The sequence below is a fragment of the Nonomuraea sp. NPDC049625 genome (assembly GCF_040675285.1).
GTDB classification, from domain to species: domain Bacteria; phylum Actinomycetota; class Actinomycetes; order Streptosporangiales; family Streptosporangiaceae; genus Nonomuraea; species Nonomuraea angiospora_A.
In genome coordinates, this window is record NZ_JBFAOQ010000007.1 from 267104 (window position 1) to 285149 (window position 18046).

At 71.2% G+C, this 18046-nt stretch carries 18 protein-coding genes; 11 read left to right on the forward strand and 7 right to left on the reverse strand.

The window, feature by feature from the left end; translation table 11 throughout:
• Window positions 1–39 precede the first annotated feature (39 nt).
• Window positions 40–882: a LysR family transcriptional regulator gene (locus tag AB0J87_RS30310; protein ID WP_363970544.1), complete on the forward strand. Its 843-nt coding sequence runs from the start codon at window positions 40–42 to the stop codon at window positions 880–882.
• Window positions 883–1146: 264 nt separating this feature from the next.
• On the opposite strand, the gene AB0J87_RS30315 is transcribed toward AB0J87_RS30310, so the two are convergent.
• A complete protein-coding gene (locus AB0J87_RS30315; RefSeq protein ID WP_363970546.1) occupies window positions 1147–2022 on the reverse strand; it encodes an alpha/beta hydrolase in 876 nt (291 codons plus the stop codon).
• Between the two features lie 48 nt (window positions 2023–2070).
• Here AB0J87_RS30315 and AB0J87_RS30320 point away from each other — a divergent pair, with 48 nt between their 5' ends.
• Window positions 2071–2451: a hypothetical protein gene (locus AB0J87_RS30320; RefSeq protein WP_363970548.1), complete on the forward strand. Its 381-nt coding sequence runs from the start codon at window positions 2071–2073 to the stop codon at window positions 2449–2451.
• 102 nt (window positions 2452–2553) lie between these two features.
• On the opposite strand, the gene AB0J87_RS30325 is transcribed toward AB0J87_RS30320, so the two are convergent.
• Window positions 2554–3405, reverse strand: coding sequence for a helix-turn-helix transcriptional regulator (locus AB0J87_RS30325; RefSeq protein ID WP_363970551.1), 852 nt, complete (start codon window positions 3403–3405; stop codon window positions 2554–2556).
• Between the two features lie 128 nt (window positions 3406–3533).
• Here AB0J87_RS30325 and AB0J87_RS30330 point away from each other — a divergent pair, with 128 nt between their 5' ends.
• The 3 genes from AB0J87_RS30330 to AB0J87_RS30340 all read left to right on the forward strand — a co-directional run bounded on the left by AB0J87_RS30330 (window position 3534) and on the right by AB0J87_RS30340 (window position 6439).
• The gene (locus AB0J87_RS30330; RefSeq protein ID WP_363970553.1) at window positions 3534–4529 is read left to right on the forward strand and encodes an aldo/keto reductase; all 996 of its coding nucleotides are present in this window, start codon (window positions 3534–3536) and stop codon (window positions 4527–4529) included.
• A gap of 118 nt (window positions 4530–4647) precedes the next feature.
• Window positions 4648–5217 carry a TetR/AcrR family transcriptional regulator gene (locus AB0J87_RS30335; RefSeq protein ID WP_363970555.1) on the forward strand — a complete coding sequence of 190 codons (570 nt, stop codon included), beginning with the start codon at window positions 4648–4650 and terminating at the stop codon, window positions 5215–5217.
• A 16-nt stretch (window positions 5218–5233) separates the two neighbouring features.
• Window positions 5234–6439: an FAD-dependent monooxygenase gene (locus tag AB0J87_RS30340; RefSeq protein ID WP_363970557.1), complete on the forward strand. Its 1206-nt coding sequence runs from the start codon at window positions 5234–5236 to the stop codon at window positions 6437–6439.
• Here the strand turns inward: AB0J87_RS30340 and AB0J87_RS30345 are convergent.
• A complete protein-coding gene (locus AB0J87_RS30345) occupies window positions 6426–7286 on the reverse strand; it encodes an LLM class F420-dependent oxidoreductase (protein WP_363970559.1) in 861 nt (286 codons plus the stop codon). The genes AB0J87_RS30340 and AB0J87_RS30345 overlap by 14 nt on opposite strands.
• Window positions 7287–7367: 81 nt before the next feature.
• On the reverse strand, window positions 7368–7661 hold the full coding sequence (locus AB0J87_RS30350) for a helix-turn-helix domain-containing protein (RefSeq protein ID WP_350725932.1): 294 nt from the start codon (window positions 7659–7661) through the stop codon (window positions 7368–7370).
• 66 nt (window positions 7662–7727) lie between these two features.
• On the opposite strand from AB0J87_RS30350, the gene AB0J87_RS30355 reads away from it, so the two are divergent.
• The gene (locus AB0J87_RS30355) at window positions 7728–8648 is read left to right on the forward strand and encodes an alpha/beta hydrolase (RefSeq protein ID WP_363970561.1); all 921 of its coding nucleotides are present in this window, start codon (window positions 7728–7730) and stop codon (window positions 8646–8648) included.
• 43 nt (window positions 8649–8691) lie between these two features.
• Here AB0J87_RS30355 and AB0J87_RS30360 read toward each other — a convergent pair whose 3' ends face one another.
• On the reverse strand, window positions 8692–9510 hold the full coding sequence (locus tag AB0J87_RS30360; protein WP_363970563.1) for an NmrA family NAD(P)-binding protein: 819 nt from the start codon (window positions 9508–9510) through the stop codon (window positions 8692–8694).
• Window positions 9511–9683: 173 nt separating this feature from the next.
• Between AB0J87_RS30360 and AB0J87_RS30365 the strand changes: the two genes are divergently transcribed.
• From AB0J87_RS30365 to abc-f, 4 genes are all read left to right on the forward strand, one after another.
• On the forward strand, window positions 9684–10538 hold the full coding sequence (locus AB0J87_RS30365) for a hypothetical protein (protein ID WP_363970565.1): 855 nt from the start codon (window positions 9684–9686) through the stop codon (window positions 10536–10538).
• On the forward strand, window positions 10535–11737 hold the full coding sequence (locus AB0J87_RS30370; RefSeq protein WP_363970567.1) for a S8 family serine peptidase: 1203 nt from the start codon (window positions 10535–10537) through the stop codon (window positions 11735–11737). The genes AB0J87_RS30365 and AB0J87_RS30370 overlap by 4 nt, the downstream gene beginning before the upstream one ends.
• 142 nt (window positions 11738–11879) lie before the next feature.
• Complete coding sequence (locus AB0J87_RS30375; RefSeq protein ID WP_363970569.1) at window positions 11880–12701, forward strand: SDR family NAD(P)-dependent oxidoreductase; 822 nt, start codon at window positions 11880–11882, stop codon at window positions 12699–12701.
• A 20-nt stretch (window positions 12702–12721) separates the two neighbouring features.
• Window positions 12722–14389 carry a ribosomal protection-like ABC-F family protein gene (abc-f, locus tag AB0J87_RS30380; protein ID WP_363970571.1) on the forward strand — a complete coding sequence of 556 codons (1668 nt, stop codon included), beginning with the start codon at window positions 12722–12724 and terminating at the stop codon, window positions 14387–14389.
• 52 nt (window positions 14390–14441) lie between these two features.
• Here the strand turns inward: abc-f and AB0J87_RS30385 are convergent, their stop codons facing one another.
• Entirely contained in the window at window positions 14442–15998 is a 1557-nt protein-coding gene (locus AB0J87_RS30385) for a carbohydrate-binding protein (RefSeq protein ID WP_363970573.1), read from the reverse strand.
• Window positions 15999–16301: 303 nt separating this feature from the next.
• On the opposite strand from AB0J87_RS30385, the gene AB0J87_RS30390 reads away from it, so the two are divergent.
• Window positions 16302–17522 (forward strand): MFS transporter, encoded by a 1221-nt coding sequence (locus AB0J87_RS30390; protein WP_363970575.1) that lies wholly within the window; start codon window positions 16302–16304, stop codon window positions 17520–17522.
• 12 nt (window positions 17523–17534) lie between these two features.
• On the opposite strand, the gene AB0J87_RS30395 is transcribed toward AB0J87_RS30390, so the two are convergent.
• Entirely contained in the window at window positions 17535–17939 is a 405-nt protein-coding gene (locus AB0J87_RS30395; protein ID WP_363970577.1) for a hypothetical protein, read from the reverse strand.
• Between the last annotated feature and the right edge of the window lie 107 nt (window positions 17940–18046).

Below are 18046 nucleotides of genomic sequence, written 5' to 3' on the forward strand. Positions count from 1 at the left end.
GAAGTCGTTAATTCATTGGAACCGACATAATGAACGCTTATGGCACGTGATCTGGAGACCGCACTGCTGCGCTCGTTCGTCACCGCCGTACGAGCGGGCAGCATCAGCCGTGCGGCGGCGGCGCTCGGCCGCACCCAGCCCGCGCTCAGCCAGCAGTTGCGCAAGCTCGAGAGGGATGTCGGCAGCCCGCTGCTGCACCGGGCGCCGTCCGGCGTCTCGCTGACCCGGGCGGGTGAGGAACTGCTGCCCTACGCCGAGCGCATTCTCGCGCTGTCGGCACAGGCACTCGCCGAAACGGGACGTACGCTCACCGGGCATTGCGGGGTGGGACTCCTCGAAGATCTCGCCGCTTCCCGCCTTCCTCAGGCACTCGCCGACCTCGCACGGCTGCACCCCGACGCGACACTGGAGGTCCTCAGCCTCTCCAACGCGGCGATGCGGGAGGCCTATGACACGGGCCGTGTCCAGCTCGTGCTCGACGAGGCCGCGGTTCTTCCCTGGCCGCCGCGCTGGACGGTGCGTCTGCCGCTGGTCTGGGCGGTCGGGCAAGGTGTCGCCACCGACGCCGATCCGCTGCCGGTGGTGCTGTTCTCGAACGCGTGCGCCTGGCGAACGTCCGTGCTGGAAACGATGGAAGGCACAGGGCGCCGCTGGCGGGTGGCGTTCGAGAGCAACAGTCTCGCCGGAGTACTCGCCGCGCTACGGGCCGGGCTCGGAGTCGCGGCACTCCTGCCCGCCAACCTCGAGCCGGCCATGGCCTGCCACGACGCGGCGGCGTTGCCTGCTCTGCCGGACGTCGAACTCGGCCTTGCCCGCCACCCCGGTACCGAAGGTGATGCGCTGATCGACGCTGTGGAGACCGCCCTGCGGCGGATGCTCTGAGCCGTAAGCCTGTCCCCGCCGGCCGCCGGGAGGTCTCAAGGGACCGCATCGGGGTGGCGCGGCGTACCGGCGGTTCCGTTGCCGCTGGACGTCCGACACCCTGCACCCCGAGGGCGACTCGCCTTCCGCCCGGTCGGGGACGACGAGGAAGTCGTCGTCCCCGCAAAGCCCGACGAGGTGGCATGGAGACGGCCGCGTGTGGAGATCGCGTGATGGCCCGCCGATGTCACTCCTGGTCGCGAGGTGTCACTGGAGTGCCAGGGGCTAACTGATCAGGCTTCTGATCGCCGCGGCGACGGCGTCGGGTTGAGTTTCCGGTAGAAAGTGCCCACCCGGCAGCATCAGGGTGCGGACATCCGGCGCCCAGCCGTGCCAGATTGCCGAGGGGTCGAACGGCAGCACCATGTCGCCGGGGTCCTGCCAGATCGCCAGGGTAGGAGGCTTGACGCGCCGGTCGGCCTGCCGATCCTCGCTGTCATGGGCCGCATCGACGAAGGCGCTGGCCCGGTAGTCCTGGCAGATGGCGTGGATCGTTTCCGGATTGCGCGTCGCGGCCAGGTATGCCTCACGGACGTCGGCGTCGAATGTGCCGGGCTCGGCCCAGGCATCGAGGAAGTGGCCGAAGAACGTGTCGGGGTCAGCGCCGATCATCCGCTCGGGCAGGTTGTTGAGCTGCGCGAGGAAATACAGGTGGAAACCGAAGACGCCACCCACGCCCGCCAGCGACGCCCACATGTCGACAGTGGGGATGACGTCGATCACGCCGAGGTGAGCGACGGCGTCGGGGTGATCCAACGCGGCGCGGAAGGCGACCAGCGCTCCACGGTCATGACCGACCAGGCTGAAACGGTCGTGGCCGAGCTGCCGCATCAGTGCCACCATGGTCGCCGCGGTCACACGCTTGGCGTACTGTTCGTGGCCACCCTCCGGCTTGGCGCTGGCCCCGTAGCCGGGCAGGTCGGGGCAGATGACGCGGAAGCCGTCTGCCAGCGCCGGAGCGACATGCCGCCAGGTCAGATGGGTCTGTGGGAAGCCGTGAAGCAACAGCAGCGGCGGTCCCTCTCCTCCTGAAGCCACATGGAGATCAAGGCCGTCCACCCGGACCGTGTGTTCGTCGAAGCCTGAGATCGTTGAGGGCATCGGCTCAGGCTGCCATCAGCAACCGACAATTCTTCGCCCAGCGGGAAATTGGCACTCCGGAACGGCGACGCCCGCGCGGGCATGCCCAGCGGCGGCGTGCTGCTGTGGCTCGTGCCGCAGGTCACGTCGAAGAACGCGCCGCCGACCGCGCTGGGGGCGACGATGGCGCTCTGCGTGGGCGCGTCCGCGCTGGGCCCCGTCGCGGTGCGGGGGATGGGATGGCTGCTCGGAGCCCTGGCGGCCCGGCTCGATCCGGGCGCCGGGATGCCGGCCAGGTCCTCGCTGGTCGCCCAGCCGCGCCGGGCGATGGCGGTGGCGTCGCCGGTGATGTTGACCGTGGCGCTGGCGTGCACGTTCCTGTTCGCCGTGGCGACCTCCGATGCGGTGGCGGGGGTGACCCGTACCGGGCCGTCGGCGTGGGCGGCCTAGTGCTGGTCTGCGCGGTGAGTGGCCTGGCGGGAGGACTGGCCGTCACGCGGCGAGTACGGCGCCGGGCCCTTCTGTCCGATTGAGGCAGGGAGGAAGCGGTTTTCACCGTACGTGCGTGCCCGTGGGGAACTCCTCGATGCCGAGCACCAGCAGCAGCTCCAGCCGCTCGCGGGATTCGGCGTCCGCCGGGGTGAGCACCAGCAGTTCCTGACCCTGATCGGGGGTGACCAGGGTCTCGCAGTCCATCACCAGGCGGCCCACCCGCGGGTGCAGCAGGGTTTTGCGGTCGCCGCGCCGTACGGCCACCTCGTGCTCGGCCCATAGCCGGCGGAAGTCGGCGCTCGCGGCCTGCAGCCGGTCGACGAGCCCGGCGACCACGGGGTCGCCGGAGCGGCGGCCGGCCGCCGCGCGCAGGTCGGCCACGAACTGACGGGCCCGATGCTCCTGCTCCTCGGGCGGGCAGACGGCGCGCGTGGCGGGGTCGGTGAACCAGCGGTAGACGATGTAGCGCCGGTCGCCGGAGAAGCCGGTGTGGTCGCCCGTCAGCAGGACGGCCGCGCGGTTCTGGGCGAGGATCTCGCCCAGGTCGGACAGCACGAGGGCGGGGGTGTCGCCGAGCAGGTCGAGCATGCGGATCAGGCCGGCGCGGGCCAGGCGGGCCACCCCGTCGGCGGGCTGCGGCCGGTGGCCGGCCAGGTGGAACAGGTGGTCGCGCTCGTCGTCGGACAGGCGCAACGCCCGGGCCAGCGCGCCGAGCATCTGGGTCGAGGGCTGGCTGCTGCGGCCCTGCTCGAGGCGTACGACATAGTCCACCGACATGCCGGCGAGCAGCGCCACCTCTTCCCGGCGCAGGCCGGTGGTGCGGCGGCGGGGGCCGTCGGCGAGGCCCACCTCGGCCGGCCGGATCCCCTCGCGGCGGCGGCGCAGGAAGTCGGCGAGCTGGTCACGTTGCATGGCTTCATACTGCCTCGCGGCCTGCGAGCCGAGCCAGGGAGCGGCGCTCCCACGATGAACGCTCCGCTCCCGCCCGTCCCGGTTCGGGCGCATGGTTGGGGACGACATCGAGAACGAGGGAGAACGTGATGCAGAGACGAACCCTGGGCCGCACCGGACCGGCCGTTTCCGCGCTGGGCCTGGGCGCGATGGGCATGTCGGGCGCGTACGGCACGGCCGACCGCGCGGAGAGCATCGCCACCGTGCACGCCGCGCTGGAGGCCGGCGTCACGCTCATCGACACCGGCGACTTCTACGCCATGGGCCACAACGAGTTGCTGCTCGCCGAGGCGCTGCGCGGCCGGGATCGCGACAGCTACCGGCTGAGCGTCAAGTTCGGCATGCTGCGGGGGCCGGGCCACGAGTTCGGCGGGCATGACGGCCGTCCCGAGGCGGTGAAGAACTTCCTGGGCTACTCGCTGGCCCGGCTCGGCACCGACCACATCGACATCTACCGTCCCGCCCGGCTGGACCCGGCGGTCCCGATCGAGGAGACGGTGGGCGCGATCAAGGAGCTGGTCGAGGCCGGGTACGTACGGCACATCGGCCTCTCGGAGGTCAACGCGGCGACGATCCGCCGGGCCCACGCCGTCCACCCGATCGCGGACCTGCAGATCGAGTACTCGCTGATCTCCCGCGCGGTGGAGGCGGACGTCCTGCCCACGCTGCGGGAGCTCGGCATCGGCCTGACCGCGTACGGCGTGCTCGGCCGCGGCCTCATCTCCGGGCACTGGACCGCAGGCCACACCGCCGGCTCCGGTGACAGCCGCGGCTTCAGCCCACGCTTCTCCAGCGGGAACGTGGAGCACAACCTCGCCCTCGTGGACGCTCTGCGCCGGGTAGCCGAGGCGAAGGGCCGCACCGTCGCCCAGCTGGCCATCGCCTGGGTGGCCGCGCAGGGCGACGACATCGTGCCGCTGGTCGGCGCCCGCACCCGCGAGCGGCTGGCCGAGGCGCTGCCCGCGACGGACCTGAACCTCACCGCGGACGACCTCGCCGAAATCGAGAAGGCGGTGCCGCCGGGCTCGGCGCGCGGCGACCGGTACCCGTCCGTGTTCATGTCCGGCCTCGGCGTGGGCAACTGATCGCGCGATCACGCCCCATCCGCTCCACAAGAGGCTTTTGCCGGAGTAGATCGCGTGCTACGTTTTGGACATACGTCCAGGGCGATCGTCCAGGGCGATTGACCAGGGGTGTGGACGAGTGAGTGCGACGGCGGCGGAACGGGGGCGGGAGGCGCGTCGGCGCCTGCTGGGGGTGGCGGCCGAGTTGATCGCCGAGCGAGGCTGGTCGGCGGTCAGTACGCGGATGCTGGCCGACCGGGCCGGAGTGGCCCCCGGTGTGGTGCACTATCACTTCGCCTCCGTCCAGGCTCTGCTGGCCGAGGCCGCGCTCGGCGTGATGCGCGCGCTGATCGAGCAGATCGGCGCGGGCCTGGAGCAGGCGCACACGCCCGGCGAAGCGCTGAAGCTGATGGTGGCTTCCCTGAAGGACTACGACGGCCGGGATCCGACCTCGCTGCTGTTCGCCGAGACGTACCTGGCCGCCGGCCGGGACGAGAGCCTGCGCCGCTCAGTGGGTGCGGTCGTCGACGAGTTCCGGCGGCTGCTGGCCGGTCGGCTGGCCGAGCAGGGGGTGGCCGCGCCCGAGGCGACCGCCGCGGTGCTGGCCGCCGCGTTCGACGGCATCATGCTGCACCGCGCGCTCGGCCCGGTACCGGACGCCACGGAGCTGACAACCGTCCTGGAGCGGCTCATCACGCCCGCCGAGTAAGGAATGGTGAAATGTCGTGAAAGTGGTCATCTGTGGAGCCGGAATCGCCGGACTGGCCCTCGCCCAGCGCCTCGACAGCTTCGGGGCCGAGGTCGTGGTTCTGGAAAAGGCGCCCGGCCCTCGTACCCAGGGTTACATGATCGACTTTTTCGGCCCCGGCTACGACGCCGCCGAGGCCATGGGCGTGCTGCCGCGCATCCGGGAGCTGGGCTACCGGATCGATGAGATGACCTACCGGGATCACCACGGCCGCCGGCGCTCCGGCGTGCGGTTCGCCCAGTTCGCCAAGATCGTGAACGGCCGGCTGACCAGCATCATGCGCCCCGACCTCGAACGTGCTCTGCGCGAACACCTCTCCGACCGCGTCGATGTGCGCCACGCCACCACCCTCACCCGCATCGACAACCGCGCCGACGGCGTCACCGTCACCCTCACCGACGACAGCACCATCGAGGCCGATCTCCTGGTAGGGGCCGACGGCATCCACTCCACCGTCCGCGACCACGTCTTCGGGCCCGAACGGCAATTCCTGCGATACCTGGGATTCCACACCGCCGCGTACTCGTTCGACGACGCCGGCATCCACGCCCAGGTGGCCCGGCAGTTCTGCCTGACCGACACCGTCAACCGGCAGATGGGCCTTTACGGGCTGCGAGACCGGCGCGTGGCGGTCTTCGCCGTGCATCGCACCCCCGACCCCACGCTGCCGGTCGATCCACGTGCGGCGATCCGCCACGAATACGGCGCCCTCGGCTGGGTCGCGCCACGCGCTCTGGCCGCCTGTCCACCGCCGGAGCAGGTCTACTACGACCAGGTAGCCCAGATCGACATGCCGACCTGGAGACGGGGCCGCGTGGTGCTCATCGGCGACGCCGCCCACGCGGTGTCCCTCCTCGCGGGCCAGGGCGCCTCGTTGGGCATCACCGGCGCGTACGTCCTGGCCGAGCACCTGTTCCGTGCCGACACCCTTGACAGCGCGCTGGAACGTTACGAGCGGGCACTGCGACCGGTGGTCACCGACAAGCAGCAGGTGGCCCGCGACGGGACACGCTGGTTCATCCCCGCCACCACCCGGCAGCTGCACCTCCGGCGAGCCGCACTCAAACTGGCCCGGCTCCCGGTCATCGACCGGTACGTTGCCGGCGCCCTCGCCGGCAAGTCCACCGCCATCATCACCAACCTGCGCGCGACCGGTGCCGTTTCGGGGGTCAGCCGGCGCTGAGGAGGGCGAACCGCTCGGCGAACGCGGACATCTCATCGCGCTGCTGTTCCGGATCCGCCGAGGTGGGGCCGACCACGAGGCGGGTCACGCCTTGCGCGGCGAAGGTCTCGACCCGTTCGGCGGACATGTCGATCGAGCCCCATCGGGTGTGCTCCAGCGCGCCGGGGTCACGGCCGGCCTCCACGGCGGCGGCCCGGGCCAGCTCCCACTGGATCGCGCGTTCCTCCGGGGTGAGGGCGCCGCCGGGGAAGTAGCCGTCGCCGCGCCGACCGGCGCGCCGCGCGGCCGCCCGGCTCGATCCGCCGACGTGGATCGGCAGGTGGGTGCCCGAGTACGGCTTCGGGTAGCTGGTCACGTCGTCGAAGCCGAAGAACTCGCCGTCGAAGCTGACGCCCTTCTCGTCGCCTTCCCACAGCAGCCGCAGCACGTCGATGGCCTCGTCGGTACGGCGTCCGCGGGTGCCGAAGTCGACTCCCATCGCCCTGGCCTCGCTGGGCAGCGTGCCCAGCCCCACGGTGAGCAGCCGCATCCGTCCCTTGGACAGCACGTCGATGGTCGCCAGCCGCTTGGCCAGGACCACGGGGTGGTGGTACGGCAGCAGCAGCACGGCGGTGCCGAGCAGGATGCGACGGGTTGCCGCCGCGACGAAGGCCAGGCAGTCGAGCGGATCGGGGAAGGGCAGGGACGGCGGGAGCTCGAAGGGGCCGACCGCGGCGCCGGGATACAGCACGACGTGCTCGGGCAGGTACAGCCCCTCAAAGCCGCAATCCTCGGCATGGCGGGCATACGTTACGAGCCTGTCGGGGTCGAGCCCGTCGGCCGCGGAGTAGCTGATCGCGAATTTCATCGTCATCCTCGAGGTCAGAGTCCGCGGGCACGCTACATCCTTGACGTCAGTGTCAGGGCAAATGCGTGGCCGACGCCGTGCTCACCGGAACACGACGGCGAGGAGCCCGGGAAAGCGTTCCTCGAGATCGTCTCTGCGCAGGGTGAGGTAGTTTCTGCGTCCCGAGTGGCGCAGGCGGATCACGCCGCTCTCCCGCAGGACCCGCCAGTGATGCGTGAGGGTGGATTTCGGCGCTCCGGTCTCGATCGCCCCGCAGTATGTCTCCTCGCCGGAGGCGAGAGCGCGCACGATCTTCATCCGGACCGGGTGCCCGAGCGCGGCGAGTACGTCCTCCAACTGCAACTGCTCGGTCGTCGGATGCAGAAGAGCAGCCATGGTCCGATCGTACGGTACCGCCGTAGTCGGCTAATGTACGGTACTCCCGTACATTGGGAGGATCACATGCCGAAAGCACTGTCCGACGCCGAGCTGGCACGGTCGTTGCCGGGCGGGTTCGTCAGCAGTCACGCCGACGTCGACGGGACTCGCCTGCACTACGTGACGGGCGGGCGGGGCAGGCCCTTGGTGCTGCTGGGCGGATGGCCGCAGACCTGGTGGGAGTTCCACAAGATCATGCCGCCGCTCGCCGAACGCCACCAGGTGATCGCCGTCGATCTGCGCGGCATGGGCGGCTCGGACAAGCCCGCCTCCGGCTACGACAAGAAGACGATGGCCGCTGATATCCTCGGACTCGTGCGTCGGCTGGGCCACGACCGGGTGGACATCGCCGGCCACGACATCGGCGGCATGGTCGCCTACGCCTTCGCCGCGAACCATCCCGCTCACGTCCGACGCATCGCTCTGCTGGACATCGCCCACCCTGACGAGCGCTTCTACACCTTCTCGTTGCTCCCTCGGCCCGGACGCCAGCAGGTCGACGGCGACATCCACGCCGGGCCGGGCCGCTTCCTGTGGTGGTTCGCCTTCAACCAGGTGCCCGGCCTGCCGGAACGCCTGCTCGCCGGCCGGTCCCGCGAGCTGATCGACTGGATGTGCGACTACCTGGTCGAGGATCCCGCCTCCATCGGCGACCGAGACCGCGACATCTACGCCCGCGCCTACTCCACGCCGGACGCGATCCGGGCGGGCAATGCCTGGTACCGGGCGTTCGGGCAGGACATCGCCGACGAGAAGACCTATGGCAAGGTGACCGTTCCGCTGCTGGGCCTGGGCGGCGGAGAGGGGGGTCACCTGCTCCTTCAGGCGGTGCTGCCGGACAAGGGCACCGACGTCGAGGTGGTGCCGGTGCCGGACAGCGGCCACTACATCCCCGAGGAGCAGCCCGAGATCGTCGTCAAGCACCTGACGCGATTCTTCGCCTGAAGCCGAGCCGCACGGCGAGACCCCGCCGATCCCGGTGGGCGACCTAACGGCTGATCTTGAAACGTTCGGCGTGCTCTGCCACCCACTGCGCGAACGTACGCGCCGGACGGCCGATCACCCGTTCAACGGTGTCGTCCACGGTCGTGGCGGAATCGCTGGGGGTGGCGTACCAGTCGATGACATACTCGGCGTCCGCACGGGAGACGCCGGTGGCCATCAGCCTGTCGACGGCCTGTTCATGGGTGATGGGCATGAAGGCGATGTCGCTGTGGACGGCCCGGGACAGGAGAGAGATCCGCTCGCGCGGGGTCAGCGCCTCGGGACCGGTGAGGTTGTACGCGCGTCCCGCATGGCCGTCGTCGAGCAGCGCGACGGCCGCCACGGCCCCGATGTCGGCCTCGTGGACCAGCGCACTGGGAAAGTCGTACGGCTCTCGGACGACCCCCTCGGCCCGGATCGATCCGGCCCAGGTCAACGTGTTGGACATGAACTCCTGCGGCTCCAGACGCGTCCATTCCACGCCCGAGTCGGTCACGGCCTGCTCGACGGGTCCCACCCAGCCGCCCCACACCACGGTGATACGCCGGACACCTGCGGCGACCGCCCGCCGGACCAACCCGGGGCCGACCTCGGCGAGTCCCGTCGTCACCGTGATGTGCAATCGGCCGGCGCCGTCGAGGGCGGTGTCCAACGTCGCCGGTTCGTGGTGCGTGCCGGCCACCAGCTCCACCCCGGCCGGCAACTTCCCGGCCGCCGCGACCGGATCGCGGGTCAGCGCCCGAACGGGCTCTCCGCGGCGGAGCAGCTCCGTCACCACGTGGCGGCCGGTGTTCCCGGTGGCACCCGTGACAAGTGTCGTCACAGTCGAACTCCTTTCGTCCGTCGCCGACGACGCTAGAAGCTGAATCGCACTTGAGGTCAAGGAAGTCCGGGGAGGTGATCCGCCGAGCACCGATAGGGTCAGAACGCGCAAATCGATCAGAGGGGCTTAAACGGAACCTTGATCGGCCCGCTCGCACGACAGGAGAGACATTGATGTACCCCCCGTCCAGTTCCGGGCCGGGGTTCCATCCCCCTCAGCCGCCCCCCGGGCCTCCCCAGCCGTACCCACCCGGCCCCTACCAGCAGCCGTCACCGCCGACCGGGCCGGTGCGGCCCCGGCGCAGCGCCTGGCGGGTCCTCGTCGGGCTGGTCGTCGCGGGTTTCGGTCTGCTGGCCGTGCTCGGCGGTGGCGCGCTCATCGCGCACGCCTACTCCAACAGCCGGCAGGTCATCCACAACTCGGCGTACTCCAAGGAGCTGTGGCGCAACGTGCCCGTCGAGAAGCTGTTGCCGCCGCGGCTCGGCCGGGAGCACCCCGACAAGGGCTACTCCTCCCCGAACGACGAGCGCGGCTGGACCAGGGCCGCGATCTCGTCCGACACCTCCTGCCGGGCGGCGCTCTCCGGTGAGCTGGCCCGGGTCGCCACTGAGCGGGGCTGCGTCGCGGCCGTGCGCGCCACGTACGTGGACGACACCGGAGGGACGGCCGCCACCGTGGCCCTGGTCGCCTTCCGCGAGTCGCTGCCCCGCGTCGACCTGGAGGGCATCGTGCGTGAGGCGCAGCGGAAGCCGGACCACGCGGTACGCGCGCTCGCCGCGCCAGGCACCCAGTGGAAGGACTCCGCGCGCACCGGGAACGGAGGAAGGACCGTTGGGGACGTGCCCATGTTCGTGGCGGTCACCGCGGGGCCGGCGGACGGCCGCAGGCCCGGACGCCTGCCCGAACCGTGGGGCAGGAGGGAGTACCCGCAGCGGGAGGACCGTGAGGCGTGGGCGTACACCGCGCAAGGGCTCGCGGAGAGCCTGGCCACCCGGCTGTACGCGGAGGCCCGGAAGGTGGGGGCATGATTCGCAGGCTGACCTGCGCGGCCGTCATGGTCGCCGGACTGGTCGCGGCCACCGCCGCGCCGGCCGTGGCCGAGGCGCCGCGGGGCTGGGAACAGCAGATCATGAAGGTGCCGGCCGCGCAGCGGCTCGGACAGGGCAAGGGGATCACCGTCGCGGTCCTGGACACCGGGGTCGTGAAGAGCCATCCGGAGTTCCGCGGACGGGTGACGAACGGCCCCGACTTCATCGGCGGCGGCGCGAAGCCCGGGCAGTCGTACTGGGGCGCGCACGGCACCGCCATGGCCTCCAGCGTGCTGCGGGTCGCCCCGCAGGCCCGCGTGCTCTCGGTACGGGTGATCTGGGACCGGGAGGACCCGGCGCGCAAGCGCGCGGAGTCCGCCGCCAAGTCCGGCGGCACCGCCGCCGACAAGGAGAGCATCAAGGCGGCCACCGCGCTGGCCAAGGGCATCCGGTACGCCGTCGACAAGGGCGCCCGCGTGATCTCCATGTCCCTCGGCACCGACGAGTGGGGCCTCGGCAGCGGTTACGACGAGACCACGGCCGCGGCCGTCGACTACGCCCTCGGCAAGGGGGCCATCCTGCTGGCCAGCGCGGGCAACGGCGGATCCACCGACCCGCTGGAGGTCGACGCGAACAACGTCGTCTCCTACCCGGCCGCCTACCCGGGAGTGATCGCGGTGGCGGCGATGGGGCCGGGCGGCGCGCGGGCGGACTTCTCCCAGGTGCACACGTACAACACGATCACCGCACCCGGCGTGGACATCTACGCCGCCGACAACCGCGGCGGCTACCGGGCGGGGGACGGCACCTCCCCGGCCTGCGCGCTCGCGGCGGGCACCGCGGCGCTGATGCTGTCCCGCAATCCCGATCTGACGCCCCGGCAGGTACGCGACATCCTGGTGCGGACCGCCAGGAAGCCGCCGTCCGGCTACAACGTGTTCCTCGGCTTCGGGCTGATCGACGCGGCGGCGGCGGTGCGGGCGGCGGGCGCCGCCAAGGACGAGAAGATCGAAGCGGCCCCGTACAAGGGGAAGGAGTACCTCGGCGGCGGGCCGGTCGCCGCGCCGACCACCAACCCGCCGATCGACATGACCTACGTCGTCGTGGGCGGCGCGGCCGCCGGGGTGGGGCTCCTGTTCCTGCTGGTCGCGGTGCTGCTGATGCGCCGGCCCCGCGCACGCCCGGTGCCCGGCGCCTGACCTGGCGAACCCGGTGGCGGTGCGGGCAGCCGCATGCCGCCCATGCGAGACGAGACGGTCCGTCTTGACGTAGAAGCGAGGTGCCTGTATACCTTGTCATCACGAGACGGACCGTATCGTCTCATGATGGTGAGGAGTCCGTGTGACGACTGCCCGAGTCTGGTTCATCACCGGCGCGTCGAGAGGCCTGGGCAGGGCCTTCGCCGAGGCGGCGCTCGCCGCCGGAGACCGCGTCGTGGCCGCCGCCCGCGACCTCGGCCCCCTCGCCGACCTCGCCGCCGCCCACCCCGACAGCCTCGTACGGCTGACGCTGGACGTCCGCGACCGCGCGGCCGTCCGGAAGGTCGTGGACGAGGCCGCGGCGGCGTTCGGCCGCCTCGACGTCGTGGTCAACAACGCCGGCACGCTGCTGTTCGGCATGGTGGAGGAGGCCACCGAGGAGCAGATCCGCGCCCAGTTCGACGTCAACTTCTTCGGTGCGATCTGGGTGGCCCAGGCCGTGGTGCCGCACCTGCGGGCGCAGGGGTCCGGCCACATCCTGCAGGTCACCTCGATGGGGTCCGGCGGCGGGTTCGCGTCCGTCGGGTTCTACGCGGCGAGCAAGTCCGCGCTCGACTCGGTGAGCCAGGCGCTGGCGATGGAGGTGGCGCCGTTCGGGATCAAGGTGACGATCGTGCAGCCGGGCGGGTACGGCACGGACCTGTTCACGCGGGGCACCACGCTCGCGGAGCGGCGCCCGGAGAACGAGCCGCTGCACGCCCAGCTGGCCGAGATGTGGGGCGAGGACGCCGGTCCCGACCCGAGCACCGCGGCGCCGGTGATCATGGAGCTGGTCGAGCTGGCGGAGCCGCCGCTGCGGCTGATCGTCGGCGGCGCCTCGTACGACATCGTCCAGCAGATAGAGCGGGCCCGCACGGAGGAGTACCGGGCCTGGGAGCACCTCAGCCGGAAGGCGCCGGGCTGACCACCCCACCCCGTTTGTTCATGCTCGAAAAGGAGGCATGCCTTTTGCGTACCGCCGCCCAACTCGCACTCACCGAGATCACCAAGCGTTACGGCACCCGCGTCGTCCTGGACCGGGTGTCGCTCACCGTCAGACCCGGCGAGCGGATCGGAGTGATCGGCGACAACGGGTCAGGCAAGTCCACGCTGCTCAGGCTCATGGCGAACGCCGAGCGGCCGGACAACGGCGAGCTCCTGGCCGTCGCGCCCGGCGGCGTCGGACACCTGCCGCAGTCACTCGCGCTGCCGCCGCACGCGACGGTGGCCGACGCCGTCGATCTGGCGCTGGCCGATCTGCGAGAGATCGAGGCCCGGATGCGGGCGGCCGAACGGTCGCTCGAAGAGGCGGACGCGGAGGCGTACGCGGGGCTCGTGGCGCAGTTCGAGGCACGGGGCGGCTACGAGGCCGACGTCCTGGTGGAGATCGCGCTGCACGGGCTCGGGCTGCCCGGGCTCGACCGGAGCCGCCCGCTGGGCACGCTCTCCGGCGGCGAACGCGCCAGGCTCGTCCTGGCCGCCACGCTGGCGTCCGCTCCCGAGCTGCTGCTGCTCGACGAGCCGACCAACGACCTGGACGACCAGGCCGTGGCCTGGCTCGAACAGCGCCTGCGCGCCCACCGGGGCACGGTCGTGGCGATCACGCACGACCGGATGTTCCTGGAGCGGGTGACCACCGCCATCCTGGAGGTCGCCGACGGGCAGGTGCGCCGCTACGGCGACGGCTACGCCGGGTACCTCGTCGCCAAGGCCGCCGAACGCGCCGCGCAGGCGCGGGCCCACGAGGAGTGGAAGACGGAGCTGGACCGGCACGCCACGCTGGTGGCGGCCAACGCGGGCCGGCTGGCCGGGATCCCGCGCAAGGTCGCCAAGGCGGGCATGGGCACCGGCGCCTGGCGGGCGCGCTCGCGTACGCACGGGGCCGCCGGGCGCATCCGGCAGTCCCAGCAGCGGCTACGGTGGCTCGCCGAGCACCCGGCGCCGCCGCTTCCCGAGCCGCTGCGCTTCGCCGCCACCCTCGCCACCGCGGGGGCCGCTTCCGAAACCGAGGTGGCCGCGCTCGACGGCGTGGTGGTGGCGGGCCGGCTTCGCCTCGACTCCCTGGCCGTCGGCGCCGGTGAGCGGCTGCTCGTCACCGGTCCGAACGGGGCGGGCAAGACCACGCTGATGCGGGTGCTCGCCGGGGAGCTGCGTCCGGACGCGGGCGAGGTACGGCGGGCCGGCCGGGCCGGGTTCTTCCGGCAGGACGAGGGGGACCTCGGCCGGGTCGGGCCGGCGGACCGGACGGTGTTGCGGGCCTACGCGGACGGGCGTCCCGGGAGCCTGGACGAGCACGCGGACACGCTGCTCGCCCTGGGGCTCTTCCGGCCGTCGGACCTCGGGCTGCGCCTGGGGGAGCTCTCCTACGGGCAACGGCGCCGGATCGAGCTCGCCCGGCTGGTGAGCGAGCCCGTGGACCTGCTGCTGCTCGACGAGCCGACCAACCACCTGTCGCCGATGCTCGTGGAGCAGTTGGAGGAGGCGCTGGCCGCCTACCGGGGCGCGCAGGTGGTCGTGACGCACGATCGGCGCCTGCGGGCCGCGTTCACCGGCTCCCACCTGGAGCTGGGCGCGGCGGATCGCGGGGTCGGCGCCGGAACGAGCCGGCGTTGAACACCATGAGTGGGGCGAGTACGGTGGCGTACTCGCCCCCTCTGTCACGGCGTCACCCGAAGGTCACGACGAGGCGGCCGTCCGAGGCGAAGGACCAGCGCAGGGCGCCGCTGTAGGACGAGCACCGGGACCCGTTCGAGCCGGACCAGAACTGGTTCGAACTGTCGGAGTTGCCGACGATCCGGTCGTTCGTCCCGCTGCCGCTGCGGCACGAGGTGTTGTTGCGGAACACCGAGGTGCCGGCGTCGAACGAGTAGTTGCGCTCGGTGTTGTCGATGCTGACGTTGTCCGACACCGTCATCGTGCCGGGATTCCGGTTGTAGGTGAAGCCGTGCTTGCCGTTGCGGTACGCGATGCTGCGCCGGATGGTGTGGTTGACCGCGATGTCCTCGCCGCCGAGCTTGTAGCCGTTGCGGTCACCGTTGCCGGCCTGGCTGCCGTCGCTGAGCGTGCCGTTGTTGTACGACAGGGAGTCCTCGATGGTCACCGGGCCGATGGCTCCCGTGTCCGTCTTGGTGTAGAGGTCCCAGCCGTCGTCGATGTTGTTGCGGGACACGCAGTAGCGGAAGACGTTGCCGGAGCCGACGGTGAGCTTCGCGGCGAAGCCGTCGGCGTCCTCGCCGTCGGAGTCGGCGTTGTCGTGCGACAACGCGCTCAGGATGAGGTTGTTGGACGGCCACTGGTCGCGGGGCGTGTCGGAGGCGATCCGCGAGAGCTGCAGCCCCGTGTCCCGGTTGAACCGCGTCTCCGTGCGCTCGAAGATGTTGTTGCTGCCGCCGACGAAGATGCCGTTGTCACCGGCACGCTCGACGACGATGCCGTAGATGTGCCAGTACGACCCGTTCACGGCGAGTCCGCGGTTGGCCGGGTCCTCGCTCTGGGCCGAGAAGTTCAGGATCGGGGTCTCGCCCGGGTAGGCGGACAGTTTCTTGCGGGCGCTCGAGGTGCCGTTGTTGCCCGCCGCGATGGTGACCGTCTGGGAGAAGTTGTAGGTCCCGCCGCGTGCGTAGATCGTCCCGCCGGCGGTGATGCGGGTGATCGCCGAGGTGAGGGTCGTCGGGTCCGACTGCGTCCCGGTCGCGCCGTCCCTGCCGTTCGGCGCCACGTAGAGCGTGCTGCCCGTCGGCGGGGTCGTGCCGCCCGCGTCGACGTCGATGTAGTCGAGGTTGGCCAGGCCGTTCGAGGTGGTCGGGTTGAACTGGATGGTGTTGCTGCCGGCCCGCACCGACACGGTGAGCGTCTTGGTGACCCAGGTGTCCCACGTGCCGGTGCCCTCGTACGAGACGTTCTGGACCGTCGACCCGTTGACGATCAGGTCGGCGGGGCGGGCGGTCGTGGTCCCGTTCGCGAACCGCACGCTCAGCGTCGCCGTCCCGGCCGCGCCGGCGTTGACGGTGAACTGGGCGGAGGCGCCGGTGGCGTTGTTGCCGTTGCAGAATCCGCTGCCGGAGTAGCCGGACCAGTTGCTGTCGATGGTGCCGGTGCAGACCGCGGGCGAGGTCTCCGCCTCGTACCGCGTCGGCGCGGCCTGTGCGGCGGTCGGTGACAGTGCGACGAACGCGCCGGCTAACAGGCCGGCGCACGTGAGGATGGCTTTCAGGCGCATCATCGTTCTCCAAGGTGTCGGGTACGGAGGCGCGGGCGAAACGTCGCCACAGTAGGAAAGCGCTTTCCTCGGCGTCAATGCGCCACTGCAAACGCGTCAACCCCGAAACCATCGCCGCTGGCCAGGGATTTACCGCCGGCTCAACCGCCGGTGAAACTTTCATTCAGCCCGAGAAGCGAGGCCCTGCGGCAGGAACAGGCACTACCATGCTGCCATGCAGCACCTTTGTGCCTGACCAGCGGATGCGCCGACGACGTCATCCCTTTCCGGTCCTTCTCCGGAAGGACGCACCGCTGGAGTCACCGAGTGTTCCCTGCATGGCGCCGATCTTCCGGCGACCTCTTCACACTGCTGCGCGGCAACGCCGATTTCCGACGCCTCATCGGCGCCTGCGCGCTGAGCCTGACCGGCGACTGGTTCGCCTTCGTCGCATTGAGCGGTTTCGTCTACCACAGCACCGGCTCGCCGGGGTGGACGGCGCTGCTGTTCGCGATCAACTCCCTTCCCGGGGTGCTGCTGTTCCCGTTGATCGGCCCGCTCACCGACCGGTTCGACCGGCGACGTCTTCGGATCCTCTGCGACCTGGGCTCGGTGGTCCCGGTGGGCGGGCTGCTGGTCGCCTTCCACACCGGCTCGGTACCGCTGGCCCTGGGATGCCTGGCCGTCCTGTCGGTGCTCGCCGCGATGGCCGGTCCCATCCCCGAGGCCGCGCTGCCCAACCTCGTCACCGGCCGAGAGCTCTCACTGGCCCAGACCGTGCTCGGCAGCCTGTACTCGGCCGGCCTGCTCGTCGGAGCCGGACTGGGAGGCCTGGTCACCGCCGCCTGGGGCACCTCGGCCACGCTCCTCCTCGACGGCGCCTCGTTCATCGTCTCCGCGCTGCTCGTCGCGCGGATCGAGCGGCCCTTCTCCAGCGCCGTGTCGACGCGCCGGATCCGGATACGCGCTGACACCGCCGAACTCTGGCAATTCCTGCGAACCACCCCCGTGGCCGCGGCCCTGCTGTGGCTGACCGCGGGGCTGCGTCTCTGCTACGGAATGGTCGGACTCCTGCCCGTCTACGCCCTCGATCGCTTCCACGTCGGCGACGCGGGAGTCGGCGCCCTGTACCTGGCGCAGGGCCTCGGCGCCGTGCTCGGCCCCTTCGCGGGCAGGCGGCTCGCCGGCGGCTCGACACGTCGGCGGCTGTACGTGGCGGCGGCGGCCCTGGCCCTCTTCGGCTTCGGATACCTGGTCCTCGCCCACGTCTCCGGACTCGGCCCGGGAATGGCCGCGGCGTTCGTCGGCCACCTCGGGGTGGGCACGTGCGCGATCCTCGCCCTCAACGGCCTGCAACTGGCGACGCCTGACCATGTCCGGGGACGCGTGATGGTGCTGGTCTTCAGCCTCTCGGCGGCGTTCCAAGGCGTGTCGACACTCGCGGTCGCGCCCATGACCGCGGCCATCGGCATGGCCGACACCACCCGTCTCCTCGGGCTCCTGGCCGTCGCGTACGCGATCGTCTGGGCGGCACGCGTCCGGCGCTGACGCCGGTCCTGCTCAGGCCTGGGAGCCGGGTGGCAGGGCGAAGGGATCTTCGGGGAGGAAGCAGCCGTAGTCCTGCAGCGGCATCGGATCCTCGAGCACGATCCGCTGGAGCTCGCCTGCCGGCGACAGGCCGTCCGGACGGTCCGGCACGCGCCGGCCCGGCCGCAGCCCGCCGCGGCCGAGCGACGTCTCCGGCGCGTCCGCCGCGAGCTGCCCGAACCGGTCCAGCAGAACGTGTACGGCGTCATAGACGTCGCGGACGTTCTCGGCGGCGTCATCCTCGCCCGCCTCGGGGCAGAGGTCACGGTACGCGGCGCGGGCCGCGGCCAGGAAACGCTCCGGATCCACGATCACCACGTCCCGGCGCGTCCGTACGCTGATCGTCATGCCGGCCGCCGGAAGCGTCTGCTCATCCACCGTCCGACGGTATCCCGCCGCCCGGCCCCGGAGACTGGAAAAGGCCGGCGAGGTGTCCTGGACCTTCGGGTGCGGCCGGAATATCGCCGTCCGCGCCCGGGCTGATC

Bases quoted from the DNA above. Each gene is read 5' to 3' on its own strand.
- AB0J87_RS30310 (WP_363970544.1), top strand. From the start codon at position 40: ATGGCACGTGATCTGGAGACCGCACTGCTGCGCTCGTTCGTCACCGCC.
- AB0J87_RS30315 (WP_363970546.1), bottom strand. From the start codon at position 2,022: ATGCCCTCAACGATCTCAGGCTTCGACGAACACACGGTCCGGGTGGAC.
- AB0J87_RS30325 (WP_363970551.1), bottom strand. From the start codon at position 3,405: ATGCAACGTGACCAGCTCGCCGACTTCCTGCGCCGCCGCCGCGAGGGG.
- AB0J87_RS30330 (WP_363970553.1), top strand. From the start codon at position 3,534: ATGCAGAGACGAACCCTGGGCCGCACCGGACCGGCCGTTTCCGCGCTG.
- AB0J87_RS30345 (WP_363970559.1), bottom strand. From the start codon at position 7,286: ATGAAATTCGCGATCAGCTACTCCGCGGCCGACGGGCTCGACCCCGAC.
- AB0J87_RS30350 (WP_350725932.1), bottom strand. From the start codon at position 7,661: ATGGCTGCTCTTCTGCATCCGACGACCGAGCAGTTGCAGTTGGAGGAC.
- AB0J87_RS30355 (WP_363970561.1), top strand. From the start codon at position 7,728: ATGCCGAAAGCACTGTCCGACGCCGAGCTGGCACGGTCGTTGCCGGGC.
- AB0J87_RS30365 (WP_363970565.1), top strand. From the start codon at position 9,684: ATGTACCCCCCGTCCAGTTCCGGGCCGGGGTTCCATCCCCCTCAGCCG.
- AB0J87_RS30370 (WP_363970567.1), top strand. From the start codon at position 10,535: ATGATTCGCAGGCTGACCTGCGCGGCCGTCATGGTCGCCGGACTGGTC.
- abc-f (WP_363970571.1), top strand. From the start codon at position 12,722: ATGCTCGAAAAGGAGGCATGCCTTTTGCGTACCGCCGCCCAACTCGCA.
- AB0J87_RS30385 (WP_363970573.1), bottom strand. From the start codon at position 15,998: ATGATGCGCCTGAAAGCCATCCTCACGTGCGCCGGCCTGTTAGCCGGC.